14 protein-coding genes are annotated in these 18,824 nt (G+C 62.1%); 12 read left to right on the forward strand and 2 right to left on the reverse strand.

Annotated elements, in window-relative coordinates; genetic code table 11:
- Positions 1-244 precede the first annotated feature (244 nt).
- The 10 genes from I6L33_RS15090 to I6L33_RS15135 all read left to right on the forward strand — a co-directional run bounded on the left by I6L33_RS15090 (position 245) and on the right by I6L33_RS15135 (position 12,122).
- Positions 245-385: a TIGR02808 family protein gene (locus I6L33_RS15090; protein WP_005301193.1), complete on the forward strand. Its 141-nt coding sequence runs from the start codon at positions 245-247 to the stop codon at positions 383-385.
- Positions 386-577: 192 nt separating this feature from the next.
- Positions 578-1,135, forward strand: coding sequence for a YaeQ family protein (locus I6L33_RS15095; protein WP_010633897.1), 558 nt, complete (start codon positions 578-580; stop codon positions 1,133-1,135).
- Between the two features lie 11 nt (positions 1,136-1,146).
- A complete protein-coding gene (locus I6L33_RS15100) occupies positions 1,147-2,031 on the forward strand; it encodes an AEC family transporter (RefSeq protein ID WP_216972828.1) in 885 nt (294 codons plus the stop codon).
- Positions 2,032-2,246: 215 nt separating this feature from the next.
- Positions 2,247-4,181: a sigma 54-interacting transcriptional regulator gene (locus I6L33_RS15105; protein WP_216972829.1), complete on the forward strand. Its 1,935-nt coding sequence runs from the start codon at positions 2,247-2,249 to the stop codon at positions 4,179-4,181.
- Between the two features lie 428 nt (positions 4,182-4,609).
- The gene (gene ygeW, locus I6L33_RS15110; RefSeq protein WP_216972830.1) at positions 4,610-5,797 is read left to right on the forward strand and encodes a knotted carbamoyltransferase YgeW; all 1,188 of its coding nucleotides are present in this window, start codon (positions 4,610-4,612) and stop codon (positions 5,795-5,797) included.
- 132 nt (positions 5,798-5,929) lie between these two features.
- A complete protein-coding gene (dpaL, locus tag I6L33_RS15115; protein WP_216972831.1) occupies positions 5,930-7,129 on the forward strand; it encodes a diaminopropionate ammonia-lyase in 1,200 nt (399 codons plus the stop codon).
- 97 nt (positions 7,130-7,226) lie between these two features.
- Entirely contained in the window at positions 7,227-8,444 is a 1,218-nt protein-coding gene (locus I6L33_RS15120) for a YgeY family selenium metabolism-linked hydrolase (RefSeq protein WP_005301172.1), read from the forward strand.
- 117 nt (positions 8,445-8,561) lie between these two features.
- Positions 8,562-9,986 (forward strand): dihydropyrimidinase, encoded by a 1,425-nt coding sequence (gene hydA, locus I6L33_RS15125; protein WP_216972832.1) that lies wholly within the window; start codon positions 8,562-8,564, stop codon positions 9,984-9,986.
- Between the two features lie 95 nt (positions 9,987-10,081).
- Positions 10,082-11,014: a carbamate kinase gene (gene arcC / locus I6L33_RS15130; protein ID WP_010633906.1), complete on the forward strand. Its 933-nt coding sequence runs from the start codon at positions 10,082-10,084 to the stop codon at positions 11,012-11,014.
- A gap of 184 nt (positions 11,015-11,198) precedes the next feature.
- On the forward strand, positions 11,199-12,122 hold the full coding sequence (locus I6L33_RS15135) for a DMT family transporter (RefSeq protein WP_216972833.1): 924 nt from the start codon (positions 11,199-11,201) through the stop codon (positions 12,120-12,122).
- 70 nt (positions 12,123-12,192) lie between these two features.
- On the opposite strand, the gene yqeB is transcribed toward I6L33_RS15135, so the two are convergent.
- A complete protein-coding gene (gene yqeB, locus I6L33_RS15140) occupies positions 12,193-13,785 on the reverse strand; it encodes a selenium-dependent molybdenum cofactor biosynthesis protein YqeB (protein WP_216972834.1) in 1,593 nt (530 codons plus the stop codon).
- Between the two features lie 19 nt (positions 13,786-13,804).
- Positions 13,805-14,653, reverse strand: coding sequence for a selenium cofactor biosynthesis protein YqeC (gene yqeC, locus I6L33_RS15145; protein WP_216972835.1), 849 nt, complete (start codon positions 14,651-14,653; stop codon positions 13,805-13,807).
- On the opposite strand from yqeC, the gene mocA reads away from it, so the two are divergent.
- Together mocA and ygfK are read left to right on the forward strand one after the other, a co-directional pair.
- Complete coding sequence (gene mocA, locus I6L33_RS15150) at positions 14,652-15,287, forward strand: molybdenum cofactor cytidylyltransferase (RefSeq protein WP_302054581.1); 636 nt, start codon at positions 14,652-14,654, stop codon at positions 15,285-15,287. The two genes, yqeC and mocA, sit on opposite strands and share 2 nt — an antisense overlap.
- A gap of 420 nt (positions 15,288-15,707) precedes the next feature.
- Positions 15,708-18,818, forward strand: coding sequence for a putative selenate reductase subunit YgfK (gene ygfK, locus I6L33_RS15155; RefSeq protein WP_216972837.1), 3,111 nt, complete (start codon positions 15,708-15,710; stop codon positions 18,816-18,818).
- The last annotated feature ends 6 nt before the right edge of the window (positions 18,819-18,824 follow it).

Here is an 18,824-nt window from a genome sequence, read left to right on the forward strand (position 1 = left end):
TCGCCTCCTTCTTTTTGGCGCAGCGATGGCGAAGGAGAGGGCTGCAGGCTGACAACGGGTTGAATTGCGTCCATATTTTTCCTCGGCAAGGGATAAATTGTTGATCCAACGCAAAGTAGCCCCCTATTTATTACTTTGGTGGCATAGGACTCAGGCGCTGGTTGGGGTCAAATAGCATCATCAGGAACGGGGGGATAACCCCGTCACGAAAGGGACACCCATTTCACTGGATGAAGGACACATAATGAGTCTGCTTGAACAAACCATCTGGACTGTATTGGGATACGGGGCCATGCCCTTTATCTTCCTGAGCGGGTTTGTAGCGGTGGCAGTGACCTGCTGCCTGCTGCTCAATGCCTTCGGGGTCAAGTCCGCCGAGAAGTGATCCGCTTCTTTCGTTCATACCGCCAAATGCCAGTCTTCTGACTGGCATTTGTTTTTGGAGCCTCTGCAGGCCGTTATCTGCGCGAGCCGGGCCAAATCTGTGCTGCTTGAGGTCGAACCTGCCGCCGATTTTGATTACACTGGCGCGCAGTTTTTCGTTTCGGCCCGCTTCCCAAGGTATTCAAGGTTTTCTATGGCTCTCAAGGCAACCGTATTCAAGGCTCAGCTCAGCCTGTCCGACATGGATCGCAATCTCTATCAGGACTTCTCTCTCACCCTGGCCCGTCACCCCTCCGAGACCGACGAGCGGATGATGATCCGGCTGGCCGCCTTCGCCTGGCACGCCGCCGAGCGGCTGGAGTTCACCAAGGGCCTCTCTGCCGATGATGAGCCCGAGCTCTGGCGCAAGAACTATTCCGACGAGATTGAACTCTGGATCGAGCTCGGCCAGCCCGACGAGCGCCGTCTCAAGAAGGCGTGCAACCGCTCCCGTCATGTGGTGCTCTACCTCTACGGCGGCCGTGGCACCAGCGTCTGGTGGAAGCAGAACCAGGGCAAGCTCAGCCTGCACGACAACCTGACCGTGATTGAGCTCTCCGACAGCCAGACCCTGCCGCTGACCGAGATGGTGGAGCGCACCATGCAGCTCACCTGCACCATCTCCGACGGCCAGCTCTGGGTGAGCAACGGCCGCCAGGAAGTGACCCTGGATCCCGTGCTGCTGATGGGAACCCCCGCCCGCGAATTGTAAAGGACTCGCCCATGTTCAGCGCCCTGCTCAATATCGTCATTCCGGTGTTTGCGGTGGTGGGGCTTGGCGCCCTCTACGGCCGGTTGCGTCCGGGCGGCGCGCTGGGTTACGTCAACCGGGCCAATATCGAGCTGTTCACCCCCGCACTGGTGTTCTCGGCGCTGGTCAAATACCCGCTGGATCTGATGGCCCACCTGTCGCTCATCGCAGCGGGGGCCCTGGTGATCCTGCTGCCGGGGCTGCTGCTCTCCCTGCTCAGGCTTCGCAGCATCAGCCGACCGGCCCTGATCCTGCCCGCCATGTTTCGCAACACCGGCAACCTCGGCATTCCGCTGATGGTGCTGGCCTTCGGCGAGCAGCAGCTGGGCGCCATCATCATACTCTTCGTGCTCTCCAACTTGCTCCACTTCTCGGTGGGCATGTTCATCCTCTCGGCCAACACCTCCCGCTGGCTCTGGCTGAAAAGCCCTGTGCTGTGGGCCGCCCTGGCGGGCCTGCTGGTGGCCAATCTGCACATTTCGCTGCCCGAATACCTGGTGACCAGCGCCTCTCTGCTCGGCCAGATCTCGGTGCCGCTGATGCTGTTTGCCCTCGGCATCCGGCTGATGGAAGGGGAGCTGGATCACCTGGGGCTCGCCCTCAAGTGCAACCTGCTCTATCTGCTGGCCGGTGGCATCTCCCTGGGGCTGGCGGTCTGGCTGCTGCCGTTGCAGCCGGCCTGGATCCCGCTTCTGATGCTGTCGGTGGCACTGCCGCCGGCGGTGCTCAACTACATGCTGTGCGAGCAGTACCAGTGCCAGCCCGAGAAGGTGGCCAGTATCGTGCTCGGCGGCAATGCGCTCTCGGTGCTGGTGATCCCGTTGGCAGTCTGGCTGGCCCTGCATCTGGGCAACTGATCCGGCCCTTCTCGTCGTTTTAGTGCACACCGGATGATGTGGGCTGCCTGCTCCTTGGCTTTTATCTTCCCCACTCTGCGCCAGCTCTCACTCCGGGGAGCGGGGCGGGTGCAAGTTCCCTTTTCGTGATCCTCGGCGAAGTCGCTGCTGTCGAATTGGCATAGTATCTGGCCAGCATGAATCCCACCCGGGGTGGGAGCCAGGGGATTTACAACATGATGTCCGTCAGTAACCAATGTTTGTTGATGCAGATCCAGCCCACCATTTTGCGCTTTGCCAAGATGCTGGCCAGCGTGCTGCAACTGGAAGTGGAAATCGTGGACGCCAACATGGTGCGGGTGGCGGGAACCGGCCCTTACGGCAAGTTTTTCGGTCGCCAGCTGGAGGGGGACTCCCGCCTGTTGCGCTACGTCATCGAGCATCAGCGCGAGAAGATCGTCACCCACACCAGCGAGGATCCGGTCTGCGAGGGGTGCAGCTGCAAGGAGAGCTGCCGGGAGCGGGCCTTCCTCGGGGTGCCCATCATGGTGGAGGAGAACTGCATCGGGGTGATCAGCCTGGTGGCCTTCAACCCGGAGCAGCAGGCCCGTCTCAACAACAACCTGCAGGAGGTGTGCGACTATGTGCAGCACATTTCCAGCATCTTCGTGGCCAAGCTGCTCGACTCGCGCGGCCTGTCGGACGGGGTCAACAAGGTCTTCCTCAGCCTGATGAACCACATGGATCAGGGCTGCCTGCTGCTCGACGAGAAGAGCCAGCTGCTCTACGCCAACGAGGTTGCGCTCAAACAGCTCAACTGCCAGCAGGAGGCGCTGCTGGGCTGCGAAATAGGGCTGCGGCCGCTCACCTTTGCCCAGCAGGGGCTGACCGGCCACCTGCAGCACATCGTCACCCTGGGGGATCGTCAGGAGCTGATCATCGGCCAGTTGCACCACGTACAAGGTCAGCAGCTGTTTCTGATGGCGTTTCACCAGTCCCACGGCACACCGAACCCGCCGCTGGAGCCCGACGAGGGAGTCAGCATGCTGATCGGGGAGAGCAAGCCGATGCGGGCCCTGAAAAAGCTGCTCCATCGCATCGCCCTGAGCCCCTCCAGCGTGCTGGTGTGCGGCGAGAGCGGCACCGGCAAGGAGGTGGTGGCCCGCGCTATCCACCGACTCAGCCCGCGCCGCGACAAGCCCTTCATCGCCATCAACTGTGCCGCCATCCCCGAGCAGCTGCTCGAGAGCGAGCTGTTCGGTTACGTGAAGGGGGCCTTCACCGGGGCTTCCAGCACCGGCAAGCAGGGGCTGATCCAGGCCGCCCAGCAGGGGACTTTGTTTCTCGACGAGATAGGGGACATGCCGCTCACCATGCAGGCCAAGCTGCTGCGGGTGCTGGAGCTGAGGGAAGTGACCCCCATCGGCGCCAGCCGGCCGGTGCCGGTGGACATTCGCATCATAGCCGCGACCCACCAGCATCTGGAGCAGTACATCGCCGAGGGCAAGTTTCGCGAGGATCTCTTCTATCGCCTCAACGTCATTCCCATCCACTTGCCGCCCCTGCGCGAGCGGGAGGGGGACGTGGCGCTGCTGACCCACTACTTCCTCAACCTGCACACCAGCCGCATCGGTCTGCTGTATCCGGGGCTGAGCCCGGAGGTGATGGCCCTGCTGGAGGGCTACCGCTGGCCCGGCAACGTGCGCGAGCTCAGCAACCTCATCGAGTACCTGGTGAACGTGGTGCAGGCGGGAGAGGTGATCGAGAGCATCCTGCTGCCCCCCAACATCCTGCGCAACCAGCGCAGTGGGGCGGATGAGCCGCCACGAAGCACGGCGAAAATCGCGCGTATGCCGCTCTCGCCCGACCCTTATTCCCATGGCGTGCTGGCCGATCCTGCGCTCACTCCTGCCGCTGGCAACCCGGCATCGGCTAGCGGGACGCCCTGGTCATCGCCAGAGGCAAGCCTGCCAGAGTCGGCTGCCGGCCAGGTCGAGCGCGGGTTGGCACTGCCACTTGGCGAAAACGGGCTGGAGAACATGGAAAAGCAGATGATAGAGGAGACCCTGCTGCGCCTTGGCAACAAGAAGCTGGCCGCCCAGGCACTCGGGATCGGCATCGCCACCCTCTATCGCAAGATAAAGAAGTACGAGATAGCCGTGCAGGCCTGATCCCGCAGCGGGTCGCCTGGCGGCCCCGCTTCACCGCGCCGCGACCGATAATCGCGGCGTTATCATTATGAGAATGTGGCCCCGCTCTCTATCAATTGACAGGCTCTGGTGATAGCCGGACTGATAATTATCAGGGCCGGCTTCGTTTCTTCTCGCACTATTCTCGCGCTATTTCAGTGGCACTCAGCCATCCGCTTGAAAATAAGTCGGCTCACCTGCCTTGGCGGGGCGCCATATAGCCTCAGGCTGTGCGCCGGCTCACATTCAAGACGCCTTTTCTGGTTATTTCCCGCTTATTTATGCGTTGGCACACTTATTGATTGCCCTTATTTGACGCTGACCGATGAACTCACCCAATGGCCCTTGTTTCGGTGACCTGTGAGTGGAAGGGGAGCAATGCATTTCTCATCAACAGATTGGGGCTAACGATGAAAGCAGTGAACCAGTTAATCAAAGAGATCAATGAACTCAAGTCCAACCTGCATGAAAAAGATTTCCTGCTGACCTGGGAGCAGACCCCTCAGGAGCTGGCGCTGGTGCTCAAACTGGCCGAGGCCCTCAAGGGACTGCGCGCCGAAAACATCGCCACCAAGCTGTTCAATACCGGTCTTGGCATCTCGGTGTTTCGTGACAACTCCACCCGTACCCGTTTCTCCTACGCCTCCGCCCTCAACCTGCTGGGCCTGACCCAGCAGGATCTGGACGAGGGCAAGTCCCAGATTGCCCACGGCGAGACCGTCCGTGAAACCGCCAACATGATCTCCTTCTGCGCCGATGCCATCGGCATTCGCGACGACATGTATCTGGGGGCCGGCAACGCCTACATGCGTGAAGTGGGCGCTGCGCTCGACGAGGGGTTCGAGAAGGGAGTACTGCCCCAGCGCCCGGCGCTGGTCAACCTGCAGTGCGACATTGATCACCCGACCCAGTCCATGGCTGATCTCGCCTGGTTGCAGGAGCACTTCGGCAGCCTGGAGAACCTCAAGGGCAAGAAGATTGCCATGACCTGGGCCTACTCGCCGAGCTACGGCAAGCCGCTCTCCGTGCCGCAGGGCATCATCGGCCTGATGACCCGCTTTGGCATGGACGTGACCCTGGCCCACCCGGAAGGCTATGACCTGATCCCGGACGTGATCGAAGTGGCCCATGAGAACGCCAAGGCCTCCGGTGGGAGCTTTCGCCAGGTGACCTCTATGGAAGAGGCGTTCAAGGATGCCGACATCGTCTATCCCAAGTCCTGGGCGCCCTATCAGGTGATGGAGCAGCGCACCGAGCTGCTGCGGGCCAACGATCACGCTGGCCTCAAGGAGCTGGAGAAGCAGTGCCTGGCGCAAAACGCCAAGCATCAGGATTGGCACTGCACCGAGGAGATGATGGCCCTCACCAAGGGGGGTGAGGCGCTCTATATGCACTGCCTGCCGGCGGATATTTCCGGCGTCTCCTGCAAGGAAGGGGAAGTAACCGAAGGGGTATTCGAGAAATATCGTATCGCCACTTATAAAGAGGCGAGCTGGAAGCCCTATATTATCGCCGCCATGATTGTTGCCCGTAAATTCTCGGCACCGGGCGCCGCCCTCGAAGGCTTGATAAAAGAGGCGCAAAAACGCGTCAAATAATGGCCTGGCCGGGCCGGGCGGGAAATAAGTCCCGCCCGGCCGTCGTCATCACGCAATTATTGTCACGGGTTCTCTCCCCGGGGCGCTTTTCACTCGATGATCCCCGGCGAGATGACTCTTTGCGAGGTATTCATGTCCCAATTTTCCCTGAAGATGGAGATTGCCGATAACCGTTTCTTTACCGGTGAGTCGCTGCCCCTGTTTTCCCGTGCCGAGGCGCAAAAGGCCCGCGCCTTTCATAAAAAACTGGCCGGTTATGAGCCCACCCCCCTGTGCGATCTGACAGCGCTCGCCGCCTATATCGGGGTGAAGAACATCCTGGTGAAGGATGAGTCCAAACGCTTTGGCCTCAACGCCTTCAAGATGCTGGGTGGCGTTTACGCCATCGCCAACCTGCTCTGTGAAAAATATGGGGTGGCGGTGGAGGATTTCACCTTCGATCTCATCAAGCGCACCATCAAGGAGCCGATGACCTTCGCCACCACCACAGATGGCAATCACGGTCGTGGCGTCGCCTGGGCCGCCAAGCAGGTGGGTCAGCATGCGGTGGTCTACATGCCCAAGGGCTCGGCCCAGGAGCGGGTGGACCACATCCTGGCGCTGGGGGCCGAGTGCATCGTCACCGACATGAACTACGACGACACCGTGCGCCTCACCATGAAGATGGCCGAGGAGCGCGGCTGGTACATAGTGCAGGACACCGCCTGGGAGGGGTACACCAAGATCCCGACCTGGATCATGCAGGGCTACGCCACCCTGGCCGACGAAGCGGTCGAGCAGATGCAGGCCATGGGCATCAAACAGCCCACTCACGTGCTGCTGCAGGCCGGGGTCGGGGCGCTGGCGGGCGGCGTGCTCGGCTATCTGGTGGACTGCTTCGGGGCGAAGAATCTGCACAGTATCGTGGTCGAGCCGGATCAGGCCGACTGCATCTACCGCTCCGGCGTGGCGGGGGAGATGGTCAACGTGGGGGGCGACATGCGCACCATCATGGCCGGTCTCGCCTGCGGCGAACCCAATCCCCTCGGCTGGCCGGTGCTGCGTGGCTGCACCACCCAGTTCATCTCCTGTCACGACAAGGTATCGGCGCTCGGCATGCGGGTGCTGGGCAATCCCCTTGGCAATGACCCTCGCATCATCTCCGGCGAATCCGGTTCGGTCGGCACCGGCGTGCTGGCGGCGGTGCGCCACCACCCGGATCGCGCGGCGCTGATGGCCCGACTGGGGCTCGATGAGCAATCGGTAGTGCTGGTGATCAACACCGAAGGGGACACCGACGTGAAGCACTACCGGGAAGTGGTGTGGGAAGGCAAGCACCCCGCCTGTGACTAGGTATGAATCGAAACAGGATGGTGCCCGGCGGGTGCCATGACGAAGTAGCGGGCGGGAGGCGCACTCCCGCACCCCAGGTTGGTTATGGAGAGACACAATGAGCAAGCAAATTCCGTTTGAAATGGTGTTGGAGAAGGCCTACCAGTACAAGGCCGAGATGACTCAGTTCCTGCGCGACATGATCGCCATCCCGAGCGAGAGCTGCGATGAAGAGCGGGTGGTGCTGCGCATCAAGCAGGAGATGGAGAAGGTTGGTTTTGACAAGGTGGAGATCGACCCTATGGGCAACGTGCTGGGCTATATCGGTCACGGCCCGCACCTGATCGCCATGGATGCTCACATCGATACCGTGGGGGTCGGCAACATGGCCAACTGGACCTTCGACCCCTATGAGGGGATGGAAGATCACGAGATCATCGGTGGCCGCGGTGCCTCCGATCAGGAAGGGGGCATGGCCTCCATGGTCTACGCCGGCAAGATCATCAAGGATCTGGGGCTGGAAGACGAGTACACCCTGTTGGTGACCGGCACCGTGCAGGAGGAGGATTGCGACGGCCTCTGCTGGCAGTACATCATCGAGCAGAGCAAGATCCGCCCCGAGTTCGTGGTCAGTACCGAACCCACCGACTGCCAGATCTACCGTGGCCAGCGCGGCCGCATGGAGATCCGCGTCGAGGTGCAAGGGGTCAGCTGCCACGGCTCCGCACCGGAGCGCGGTGACAACGCCATCTTCAAGATGGGCCCGATCCTCGGCGAATTGCAGGAGCTGAGTCACAACCTCGGCAACGACGACTTCCTCGGCAAGGGCACCCTGACCGTCTCCGAGATCTTCTTTACCTCCCCAAGCCGCTGCGCCGTGGCGGACAGCTGCGCCGTCTCCATCGACCGTCGTCTCACCTGGGGCGAGACCTGGCAAGGGGCGCTCGACGAGATCCGCGCCCTGCCTGCGGTGCAAGCCGCCGGCGCCGAGGTCTCCATGTACCAGTACGACCGTCCGGCCTACACCGGTCTGGTCTATCCGACCGAGTGCTATTTCCCGACCTGGAAGGTGGAAGAGGATCACATCACGGTCAAAACCCTCTCCAAGGCGTACACCCAGCTGTTCAACAAGGCGCCGGTGGTGGACAAGTGGACCTTCTCGACCAACGGGGTCTCCATCATGGGTCGCCACGGCATCCCGGTGATCGGTTTTGGCCCGGGCAAAGAGCCGGAGGCCCACGCGCCGAACGAGAAGACCTGGAAGGAGCATCTGGTCAAGTGCGCCGCCATGTACGCCGTGATCCCCATGCTCTATCTGGCCGAGCTGGACAAGTAAGGGTCTGCCGGGCGGTGACTGCCATCACCGCCCGGCTGTTGCAAATGTGGCCAGTGCCCCGTCTTTCGCAGGCGGGGCCCTGCTGTTTGACGCGATCGGATGTGCGAGGGGGTGGGGATGAAACGGCTGATCAAACACGGTGTGCTGGTCGATGCGCAGGGTGAATATCGTCAGGATCTGCTGATCGAGAACGGGGTGATCCTTGCGCGCGCCGCCGCTATCGAGCCCGATGGCGAGACCGAGCTGATCGATGCCAGCGGCTGCTACGTGATGCCGGGCGGCATCGATGTCCACACCCACTTCAACATCGATGTCGGCATTGCCCGCAGTTGCGATGATTTTTTCAGCGGTACCCGTGCCGCCGCCTGTGGTGGCACCACCACCATCGTCGATCACATGGGATTTGGCCCGGCGGGGTGCAACCTGCATCACCAGCTGGCCCGCTATCACGACTACGCCGCCGATCAGGCAGTGGTCGACTACAGCTTTCATGGCGTTGTTCAGCATGTGGATGACGCCATCCTCCACGAGATGGCTGCCATGGTGCAGGAGGAGGGGATCAGCAGCTTCAAGCTCTACCTCACCTACCAGTACAAGCTGGGGGACCACGACGTGCTGCGCGCCCTGGCGCGCCTCAAAGAGGTGGGGGCGCTTGCCACCGTCCACCCCGAGAACGACGCCGCCATCGCGGCGCGCCGGGCGGCCCTGCTGGCCGCCGGCCATCATGAGCCCTGGTATCACCCGCAAAGCCGCCCGCTTGAGTGCGAGGCGGAGGCCATCGCCCGGATGATCAATCTGGCGGGGCTCGCGGGCAATGCGCCGCTCTATATCGTCCATCTCTCCAACGGCTTGGGGCTGGAGTATCTGAAACTGGCGCGCCGCCAGGGGCAGCCGGTCTGGGTGGAGACCTGCCCGCAATATCTGCTGCTCGATGAGCAGTGTTATTACAAGGAGAACGGGGTCGACTATCTGCTGAGTCCGCCGCTGCGCTCGCGCAGCGAGCAGGACAAGCTGTGGGTCGGCATCACTGCTGGCGACATCGACGTGGTGGCGACCGATCACTGCAACTTCTCCCACGCCCAGCGCATGACCCTCTCTGGCGGCGATTTCAGCCGCTGCCCAAACGGTTTGCCCGGGGTCGAAAACCGGATGCTGCTGCTGTTTACCCACGGAGTGCTGGGGGGGCGCATCTCGCCGTCCCGCTTCGTGGCGCTCACCAGCGCCAACCCGGCGCGCCTGTTTGGCCTCTGGCCGCGCAAGGGCAACCTGCAACTTGGGTCTGACGCCGATCTGGTGGTGATGGATCCCCGCGGTGACACCCTGATTTCTCACCCACTGCTGCATGACAACGGTGACTACAGCCCTTACGAGGGGATGCGCTGCCCGGGCCGGATCAGGCTGACCCTGAGTCGCGGCGAGATAGTCGCTCGCGACGGCGAGTTTCTGGGGCGACGTGGTCATGGCCGCTTTCTGGCCAGAGCGCCGTTTGATCCGGCGTTGGCGCCGGAGCTGCAATCGCCTTGCTCCACAGTGGCCGGCTGACAATCCGTTCGAAACAGGCTAACCCGCAAGCTTATGTGAACAACGAAAGGTGGGCCGGTATCGCGCCGGCTTGTCCCCTCACTGGAGATAACAAGATGAAACAGCGAATCGTACTGGCCCTTGGCGGCAATGCCCTTGGCAACAACCTGCCCGAGCAGATGAAGGCGGTGCAGAGCACGGCGGGCACCATTGCCGACCTCATTGCCCAGGGGCACGAGGTGGTGGTGACCCACGGCAACGGCCCGCAGGTGGGGATGATCCAGCAGGCGTTCGAGGTGGCGGCCCGCCACGACCCCAAGGCGCCCCATCTGCCCATGTCGGTCTGTGTGGCCCTGAGTCAGGGTTATATCGGTTATGACCTGCAAAATGCCCTGCGCGAGGCCCTGCTGGAGCGCGGCATCCATAAGCCGGTGGCCACCCTGGTGACCCAGGTGGAGGTGGATAAAAACGATCCCGCCTTCCTTGACCCGAGCAAACCTATCGGCGGCTTTTTCAGCAAGGAGGAGGCCGAGGCGTTGATGGCCAAGGGCGAGCGGCTCAAAGAGGATGCCGGCCGCGGCTATCGCCGGGTGGTGGCATCCCCCAAACCCATCGACATCATCGAGAAAGAGACCGTCTCTGCCATGCTGGCCGCCGGTCAGGTGGTCATCACCGTCGGTGGCGGCGGCATTCCGGTGCTGCGCGAGGGCAACCACCTGCGTGGTGCCAGCGCGGTGATCGACAAGGATTGGGCCAGTGCCAGGCTGGCGGAGCTCATCGATGCCGACATGCTGATCATCCTTACCGCGGTAGAAAAAGTAGCCATCAACTTCGGCAAGCCCGAGGTGCAGTGGCTCGATACCCTGAGCGTCGCCGATGCCAACAGCTTTATCGCACAGGGGCAGTTTGCCAAGGGATCCATGTTGCCCAAGGTGGAGGCGGCGCTCTCGTTCGCCACCTCCATGGCGGGGCGCAAATCCCTGATCACCCTGCTGGAGAAGGCGGCTGATGGCATTGCCGGCAAGACCGGCACCCTGATCAGCTTGTAGCCTCGTCTTTGATGGTTGCAAACAGGGGGCCCAAGGCCCCTTTCTGTTGGCAGGTGTCAGGGATTGGCAGAGGGAAAGCATGGGCCGGCCAGCTCTTATCCGCGGTGGGCAGGGGAACGGCAGAGGAGTAAGATGGCGCCCCGAATGGCGGACGCACCGGCCGCCGCAGCAACAAGGCAGCACAATGAATAGCAAGTTGAACATGGCGGCGCTGGGGGGATTGGTCCTGCTCACCGCCATCTGGAGTTACAGCTGGATCGTGATGAAGCAGGTGATGCTCTACGCGGGGGCGTTCGAGTTCACCGCCCTGCGCTGCCTGTGCGGATCCCTGGTGTTGCTGCTGGTGCAGTGCCTGCGCGGCCGCCGTTATCTCAAACCTACCCCGTTTCGCTATACCCTCGCCATCGCCCTGTTCCAGACCTGCGGCATGGTGGGGTTGGCCCAGTGGGCGCTGATCAGCGGCGGGGCGGGCAAGGTGGCCATTCTGAGCTACACCATGCCGTTCTGGGTGGTGATCTTCGCAGCGCTTTTTTTGGGTGAACGGATGCGCAAGCTGCACTATCTCGCGGTCGGGGTGGCCGCCTGCGGCCTGCTGTTGGTGATCGAGCCTTGGCAACTGCACCTCGATTCCATGAAGAGCGCGCTGCTGGGGATTGCCTCCGGCATCTGCTGGGGGATCAGCGCCATCATCGCCAAGCGGATGTATGCCCGTTACCCCACAGTGGATCTCATGTCCCTCACCACCTGGCAGATGATCTACGCCACCCTGGTGATGGCATTGGTGGCGGCGCTGGTGCCGGAGAGACCCATCGACTGGCAGCCCTACGTGTTCGGTGCGCTCGCCTACAGCGCCATCTTCGCCACGGCGCTGGCCTGGAGCCTCTGGTTGTTCGTGCTGAAAAAATTGCCGGCGGGGATCGCCGGGCTCAGCACCCTGGCGGTGCCGGTGAGCGGCGTGCTGCTCTCCTGGTGGCTGCTTGGTGAAAACCCGGGGCCGGTGGAGGGGAGCGGCATCGCCCTGATCGTGCTGGCGCTTGTCGTCATCAGCCGCAAGGGCAAGCGCTCCGTGGTGTCGGTGGCGGGGGAGACCCGGGTCAAGCAGGGTTGAATCGTATTGCTGGTAAAGGCATAAAAAAGGGCCCGCCATCATGGCGGGCCCTTTGTGTTGGTGCGCTGGCTTATCTGCGTTGGGCCAGATGCATCATGGCTTCCAGCACGGCGCCGCCAATCGCGCGGGCCTTGTCGGAGACGGTGGTAGCATCGGCGCGCTCACCTCTGGGGTCGATATCACCGATCTTGAAGCCTACCGGTACCTCGATGCCATCGCTGAGCAGCCCCCGCACCATGCCAGAGAGCGGCGCGATAATGGGGGCGTCCCCCAGATGGGCGATCACGTCCCCCTCCTGCACCAGATCGCCGAGCTTGATCAGGCTCTTCATCACCCCGGCGACGGGGGCACGCACCACCCGGCGGGCGGAGTGCCCCTCGATCACCCCGGGAATGCCGGTATTGGGCTGGGCAGGGCCCTGATAGATGACCCGCCCCAGATGGTGGCCGCGATTGGTCTCAATGACCGCATCGCAGTCGCGTCCCGCTTCAAACCCCGGGCCCAGGGCCACCGTGATGGGGGCCATCTCCCTGTGGGTGCCGAGATTCTGCTTGGCGAGAATGGCATCCACCAGATAGCGGGGTTTGAGTTCGGCGAGGGTGGCGCAGTCGGGGTCAACCAGCAGCGGAATGACGCCCCGATCCAGCTGCTCGAACGCCTGCTCGACGCTCTCGACCCGCTTGGCTCGCACCCCTTCGACACTGGTTTCACCGTCGAACATCCCCTGGGCGAAGGCGACGGTGCGGCGGATCACAGTCGGCTTGTCGAGATCCAGCATCACCACCTTGAAGCCGGCATGGTAGAGGCGCAGCGCCACCCCGGTGGCGATATCGCCGGAGCCGCGCATCACCACCAGCTGATCCCGCTTGAGGCGCACGTCATCCTGCATCAGGCCGCCAGCCTTGCCGTTTTTCACCTGCAGCAGCTCGGCGAGGATGCTGATGGCGATCTCCTCGGGGGTCTCGGCACCTATGTTGTAGCCGATGGGGGCGTGCAGCCGCTGCAGTTGGGCCTGACTCACCCCTTGCTGGCGCAGGGCCTGGGTGAAGGTCTGCACCTTGCGCTTGCTGGCGAGCAGCCCCAGGTAGGCGAGGGGACGGCTGATCAGCCGCTCCAGCGCCTCCTTGTCCTGGTGGTTGGTGGCGATGATGACGAAGTTGGCGGGCTCGATGGCAAGCGCCTCGATCACCGCGCTGATGGTGTCGGCCTGCTGCAGATGGGTACCGGCCGGGAAGCGATCTGGGCTGAGGCTCCCCTCGAAGCAATCCCCCACGTGGATGTCAAAGCCGAGCGGCGCTGCGGCATGGGCCAGTGCCCGGTTGACGTGGCCGGCGCCGATCAGTACCAGGCGGGGGCGCAGGCCGTAGACGTCGATATAGACCGACATGGCGCCGCCGCAATCCGAGCCCACCGCATGTTCGCCGTTGCGGGCCATCCGGCCGTGGAAGATGCGCGGCTTGCGCTCGGCAATGGCGGCCACGGCCTCTTCGATCACCAGCCGCTCTATCATGCCGCCGCCGATGGTGCCGAGGATCCGGCCATCGGCCATCACCAGCATCTGGGCCTGATGGCGCGGGGTGGAGCCGCGACTCTCGATGATCTGGGCCATGGCAAAGGGGGTGTTCTCCTGCTCCAGTCGGGCAGCGTGTGCAAACAGATTCATAAGGTACCTCGTCTCATCCTTAACGGGTCAGCGACTGCGCGGCTTCGGGGGCAGGCCGACAGCAAACATGGTGAATGGCGCCGGGTTCACGCACGGCCCCTTGCCAGATGGCGTGGAGCTCGGGGTGGCGTTGCAGCAGGTTTATCAGGGCGGGCAGCCACTGCTGCTCATTTTGATAATCGCCATTGATAAACCAGACTCGGCGCGCCCCGGGCGGGGTGCCTTTGAACGCCCCCTCGGGGTGGGCGATGAGCCGGTCAAACAGGGCCCAGTCGAGCCGTTCACCGGCCGCAATCCCGCATAGGGCCTGGAACTCAGCCCAGCGGTGGATCTGCGCCGGGTCGGCGCTGGCGCCCACCATGGCGCCGCCCACCAGGGCGATCACCCAATCACTGTGTTGAGGAATGCAAGGTTCGTGCAAAGCGGGCGCTTTCAATAACTTGTGATGGGCGCCGTCCGCCTCCACCAGGATGATGTCGAAGCGTTGCTGCCCCTTGAGCAGATCGATCTGCTGGGGGCTTGGCCCCACCGCCTTGCCGCTGGCCCGATCGAGGTGGCTGAACAGCACCAGCTGCATCGGTTCATCGGGCAGCGCCTGGCAGCGGGTCAGCTGACGAATGGGGTCGGCCTCAATCAGCAGGGTGCGCCGAGAGGAGGGGGCGGGCAGAAACATCCGGGTGCTGGTGGTGAGCAGCACCTTCTTGCCCTGTTGATGGAAATAGTCGGCCAGCCAGAAGAGGGTGCTGGTTTTCCCCCCGGCGCCGCAAAGACTAATTAAAGTGGTACGCCCATCAATATTTTCGGTGAGCGGGTTTAATACACTCTCGATATTTGGCGAGGTGAGCAGAATGGGTGATGAAATAGCCATGGCGACGACCGATGAAAATAGAGGCGCGGTCAGTGAGAAGCACTGGCATTCGCGCGAGCGGTGCGACTGCCTAATTACGGCGGCCGGCCTCTCATCACGAATGGGCGCGTGGAAATTGATGCTACCGTATCGCCAGAGCACGATTCTTGATGAGAGTCTCAAAAATGCCCTGGTGCTGTGTGACCGGGTCATTCTGGTGGTGGGGCATCGCGCCGATGAGCTGATCAGCCGCTACGCCAATCACCCCCGTATCCGGCTGGTACACAACCATGATTATGCACAGGGGCTTGGCAGCTCCATCCGCGCGGGGCTCGCCGCCTGTAGCAGCGATCACCTCTTCATAAGCCACGGCGATCTGCCCTGCATCCCCCCCGAGGTGTACCGCACGCTCTGGCAGGCACGGGGGGACGAGACCCTCTTTCCCTCCTATCAGGGGGAGGCGGGCCACCCCGTGCTGTTGCCCAGAGCCCTTGCCAGGGCGCTGGCGGCGGCGCCGGCACAGGGTTCGGTGCGCCGCTGGCTGCTGGCGCACCCCTATCGATTCATCGAGATGCAGAGCGCCGCCATCCTGCAGGATGTGGACACCCCGGAGCGTTATCAGGCGCTGCTGGCAAACGAAGCATTCGAGCGCTGAACTGGTCGTCTGGCAGGGGTTTGTCCGGCCTTGCTTTGCATATTTATCCCCTTGTCTAACCCGTTATCAGGGGCCGACAGCGGCCGTTATCATCCTGGCCGGCCTGATAATGGCGCTGGCCTCGCTCTTTATCAAACTGATAGCGCGCCGCGCCAAAGTGAGATCATTTTCAGCAACAAGGGCGGCGTTTCCATTATTTAAATTCGGTGTTGATAGCCACTCTCATTGTCGAAACTGGTATCGGCTTTCGATGTTTTATTAATTGGAGATGCCTCACGTTTTTATGGCTGAAAAATAAAAAGATCCAGCGCTGGCCTGATTGTTGCTCTTGTCAGTTTCAAGGGGCTTTTTATGCGTGGTTATGGATGGGCCCCATTTATTCACCCTGTCAATGAGCAGTGCCGCTGCAAGGAGATCAACATGGGCGATATTATGCGACCCGTTCCCTTCAAGAACCTTCTGGTCCGTATCTTCTCGGAATATAAAGCGAGTCAATCCATCTTCGGTATTCCCGCCGCGCAATTCTATCGCAAGCAGGACGAGCGCAAGATCAAGGTGTTCGGTGAAACCTGCGAGACTCCCATCGGCCCGGCAGCCGGCCCCCATACCCAGCTGGCCCAGAACATCGTCACCTCCTGGCTGACCGGCGGGCGCTTTATCGAGCTCAAGACGGTGCAGATCCTGGACCGTCTCGAACTGGAAAAGCCCTGTATCGATGCCGAGGATGAGTGCTTCAATACCGAGTGGTCTACCGAGTTCACCCTGCCCAAGGCGTTTGACGAGTATCTTAAAGCCTGGTTTTCCCTCTATCTGCTGGAAGAGGTGTTTGATCCTCGTCTCGACGGGGAGGCCAAGTCCTTCATCTTCAACATGAGCGTGGGTTACAACCTCGATGGCATCAAACAGCCACCGATGCAGCAGTTTATCCACAGCCTGATGGATGCAAGCCAAAGTCCGAAGTTTGCCGAGTACCAGCAAGTGCTGCGCGAGCTGGTGGCTGACGAGCAGTTTATCGCCGAGCTGGGACTGGGTGCTCGTCGCGATCGCCTGCAACAGCTGGTGGATCGCATTCCGGCCAATCTGGTGCACGGCGTCACCCTCTCCACCATGCACGGCTGCCCGCCCAACGAAATCGAGGCCATCTGCCGCTACATGCTGGAAGAGAAGGGGCTCAACACCTTCGTCAAACTCAACCCAACCCTGCTGGGCTACCCGCGGGTGCGCGAGATCCTCGATACCTGTGGTTTTGATTACATAGGTCTCGGCGAAGCGTCGTTCGATCACGACCTCAAGCTGGATCAGGCCAAGGCCATGCTGACCCGCTTGATGGCGCTGGGGGCCGAGAAGGGGCTCACCTTCGGAGTCAAGCTGACCAACACCCTTGGCACCATCAATCGCAAGGGGGCGCTGCCGGGGGATGAGATGTATATGTCCGGCCGGGCGCTGTTCCCGCTCTCCATCAACGTGGCCGCCGTGCTGTCCCGCGCCTTCGATGGCAAGCTGCCCATCTCCTACTCCGGTGGTGCCAGCAAGTTCAACATCAGTGATATCTTCGAGACCGGCATTCGTCCCATCACCATGGCCACCGACCTGCTGAAACCGGGTGGTTACCTGCGCCAGATCGAGTGCCTCAACGAGATTGACGCTTCCGACAGTTGGAGCATGAGTCAGGTGGATGTCGAGAAGTTGGAGGCCCTTGCCGCCAAGGCCCTCACCATGGATTACACCCAGAAGGAGTGGAAGTCCGACGATCGCATCGAAGTGGGGGGCGGCCTGCCGCTGACCGACTGCTACGTGGCGCCCTGCGTCACCGCCTGCGCCGTGCATCAGGATATCCCCGAGTACATTCGTCTGATGGGCGAGGGAGAGTATGTGGCGGCCCTCGAGCTGATTTACCAGCGCAACGCCTTGCCTGCCATCACCAGCCATATCTGCGATCACCAGTGCCAGTACAACTGCACCCGTCTCGACTACGACAGCGCGCTCAATATCCGCGAACTGAAAAAAGTGGCGCTGGAGCGCGGCTGGGAAGGGTACAAGGCCCGCTGGCACAAACCGGCCGGCAGTGGTGACAAGCACCCGGTGGCGGTCATTGGCGCCGGTCCGGCCGGTCTCTCCGCCGGTTACTTCCTGGCCCGTGCCGGCCATCCGGTCACCGTGTTCGAGCGCGAAGCGGATGCCGGTGGCGTGGTCAAGCACATCATCCCCGAGTTCCGCATTCCGGCCGAACTTATCCAGCATGACATCGACTTTGTTGCCGCCCACGGGGTCAAGTTCGAGTTTGGCTGCGATCCGGCGCTCACCGTCGACAAGCTGCATGCCCAGGGCTTTAGCTATGTCTTTGTCGGCATCGGTGCCGACAAGAACGGTGGCATGCGCCTCGAGGGGGGACACGAGCGGATTTACAAATCCTTCCACTTCCTGCGCAGCTTCAATCAGGGCAAACCGCTGCCGCTTGGCCGCCATGTGGCGGTGATCGGTGCCGGCAACACCGCCATGGACTGCGCTCGCGCCGCCCTCAAGGTGCCTGGTGTCAGCGATGTCACCGTGATCTACCGCCGTAGCGAAAAAGAGATGCCCGCCTATCGCGAGGAGGTTCTGGAAGCGGTGGAGGATGGGGTGCGTTTCTGCTTTCTCACCAATCCGGAGCGCTTTGACAAAGATGGCAAGCTCACAGTTCGGATGATGGCGTTGGGGGAACCTGACGAGCAGGGCCGCCGCCGTCCAGTGCCCACCGAGCAGACCGAAGTGATGCAGATGGATGCCCTGATCACCGCCATCGGCGAGCAGCCTGACTGCGAGGTGCTCAAAGCTATGGGCATTCCTCTTGGCAACGATGGCTGGCCCGAGGTGGATGGCCAGACTGGCGAAACCAGCCGTCGCAACGTATTCCTCATCGGTGACGTGCAGAGCGGCCCGTCCTCCATCGTCGGTGCCATCGGTGGTGCCCGCCGCGCCGCGGATCTGGTGCTCTCTCGCGAGCATATCGCCAGCCAGCAGAGCGAAGTGACCATCCAGCCGTCGGGCAAGGATGAGATCTACCGCCGCAAAGGGAGCATCGCCGTCACCATGGTTGATAAGAGCGAACGCGATGCCTTCGTGGCGCAAGAGGCACACCGTTGCCTCGAGTGCAACTACCTCTGCAGCAAGTGCGTGGATGTCTGCCCCAACCGGGCCAACGTCGCCATCGCGGTGCCGGGCTTCAAGGATCAGTTCCAGACCCTGCACCTGGATGCCTACTGCAACGAATGTGGCAACTGCGCCCAGTTCTGCCCGTGGCAGGGCAAGCCCTATCAGGACAAGGTCACCATCTTCAGCCTGCCCGAGGACTTCGACAACAGCCGCAACCCCGGTTTCTATCTGGCGGATGGTGGCGAACTGCGGGTGCGTCAGGATGGCGAGACCTATCGCCTGACCATAGACGCCCAGAGCCGGATCAAGGATGCGCCAGCGGCCCTTGGCGATATGTGCCGCATCATCAGCCATGTCCATGCTCATCACCACTACCTGCTGGGGGCCGTCGAGGCCTGAGCGAAC

Origin of the sequence: Aeromonas sp. FDAARGOS 1403 (genome assembly GCF_019047325.1) — a bacterium.
GTDB lineage: Bacteria > Pseudomonadota > Gammaproteobacteria > Enterobacterales > Aeromonadaceae > Aeromonas > Aeromonas dhakensis.

Excerpts from the sequence above, each read along its gene's own strand:
- I6L33_RS15090 (WP_005301193.1), top strand. The coding sequence starts at position 245 with ATGAGTCTGCTTGAACAAACCATCTGGACTGTATTGGGATACGGGGCC.
- I6L33_RS15095 (WP_010633897.1), top strand. The coding sequence starts at position 578 with ATGGCTCTCAAGGCAACCGTATTCAAGGCTCAGCTCAGCCTGTCCGAC.
- I6L33_RS15100 (WP_216972828.1), top strand. The coding sequence starts at position 1,147 with ATGTTCAGCGCCCTGCTCAATATCGTCATTCCGGTGTTTGCGGTGGTG.
- I6L33_RS15105 (WP_216972829.1), top strand. The coding sequence starts at position 2,247 with ATGATGTCCGTCAGTAACCAATGTTTGTTGATGCAGATCCAGCCCACC.
- ygeW (WP_216972830.1), top strand. The coding sequence starts at position 4,610 with ATGAAAGCAGTGAACCAGTTAATCAAAGAGATCAATGAACTCAAGTCC.
- dpaL (WP_216972831.1), top strand. The coding sequence starts at position 5,930 with ATGTCCCAATTTTCCCTGAAGATGGAGATTGCCGATAACCGTTTCTTT.
- I6L33_RS15120 (WP_005301172.1), top strand. The coding sequence starts at position 7,227 with ATGAGCAAGCAAATTCCGTTTGAAATGGTGTTGGAGAAGGCCTACCAG.
- hydA (WP_216972832.1), top strand. The coding sequence starts at position 8,562 with ATGAAACGGCTGATCAAACACGGTGTGCTGGTCGATGCGCAGGGTGAA.
- arcC (WP_010633906.1), top strand. The coding sequence starts at position 10,082 with ATGAAACAGCGAATCGTACTGGCCCTTGGCGGCAATGCCCTTGGCAAC.
- I6L33_RS15135 (WP_216972833.1), top strand. The coding sequence starts at position 11,199 with ATGAATAGCAAGTTGAACATGGCGGCGCTGGGGGGATTGGTCCTGCTC.
- yqeB (WP_216972834.1), bottom strand. The coding sequence starts at position 13,785 with ATGAATCTGTTTGCACACGCTGCCCGACTGGAGCAGGAGAACACCCCC.
- mocA (WP_302054581.1), top strand. The coding sequence starts at position 14,652 with ATGGCGACGACCGATGAAAATAGAGGCGCGGTCAGTGAGAAGCACTGG.
- yqeC (WP_216972835.1), bottom strand. The coding sequence starts at position 14,653 with ATGGCTATTTCATCACCCATTCTGCTCACCTCGCCAAATATCGAGAGT.
- ygfK (WP_216972837.1), top strand. The coding sequence starts at position 15,708 with ATGGGCGATATTATGCGACCCGTTCCCTTCAAGAACCTTCTGGTCCGT.